Below are 940 nucleotides of genomic sequence, written 5' to 3'. Positions count from 1 at the left end.
GCCAGCGGCGCCAGCACGGCGCGCAGGTGGTCGAGCGCGTCGTCGGTGAACCCCGTGCCGACGTCGCCGAGGTACACCAGCGCGCCCTCGCTGTCGTACGCGCCGAGCAGGAGCGCGCCGAACGTGCCCTCGCGGCGGCCGGCTCCCGGGCGCCAGCCGCCGATCACCACTTCGCGCGTCCGGGTCAACGCGCGCTTCGTCCACGACGGCGAGCGCGTGCCCGGCAGGTACGGCGCGTCCAGGCGCTTCGCGACGACGCCCTCGATGCCGTGCTCGGCCGCCGTCGCCAGGAGCTGGTCCGGGGCGATGTCGGCGCGGGTGTACCAGGGCGGCACCACCAGCCTGCCGTCTTCGGGGCGGACGAGCTCCGCGAGGAGCTGCCGCCGCTGCTCGTACGGCCGGTCCAGCAGCGACTCGCTCCCGATGCGAAGCAGGTCGAAGGCGAAGTAGACGACCGGGACCTCGGCCCGCAGCTTCGGCGTCGGCTCGTGCATCGCGCGGCGCTGCATCAGCTCGAACTCCGGGCGGCCGGCCGCGTTCAGCGCGACCACCTCGCCGTCCAGCACCGCCGCGTGCCCGCCGAGCGCCGGTCCGAAGACGTCGCGCAGCTCGGGGTAGCGGTGGGTATGGTCGCTGCCGCTCCGGCTGGTGATCCGGGCTTCGCCGGTGGCCGCGATCCGGGCGCAGCCGCGGAAGCCGTCCCACTTCCACTCGTAGCCGTGGTGGTCGTCGTCCGGCAGCGGGCCGTCGACGGCCAGCATCGGCGCCACCGCGTCCGGGACCGTCCCCATCGCCACCTCCCCCGCCGCCGTCAAGTGTGGCGGCCCGGCGGGCCGCGCGGTCACCGGGCCGGCAGCAGCGGCAGGAGCTCCTGGTGGCTGCCGGCGCGGCGCAGCACGGGCGACCCCGGCCCGTCCGGTTCCAGCGCACCGGTCCGCAG

The 940-nt window shown here is 76.3% G+C and carries 1 protein-coding gene; it reads right to left on the bottom strand.

All coding sequences use genetic code 11. The annotated features are described in order from the left end of the window. Nucleotides 1-791: DNA ligase (locus tag G3I65_RS09050; protein ID WP_160695690.1), on the bottom strand; the 791-nt coding region annotated here is incomplete at its 3' end. Between the last annotated feature and the right edge of the window lie 149 nt (nucleotides 792-940).

Origin of the sequence: Amycolatopsis sp. SID8362 (assembly GCF_010550475.1) — a bacterium.
GTDB lineage: Bacteria > Actinomycetota > Actinomycetes > Mycobacteriales > Pseudonocardiaceae > Amycolatopsis > Amycolatopsis eburnea.
This window is presented reverse-complemented; position numbering and strand designations above follow the sequence as displayed.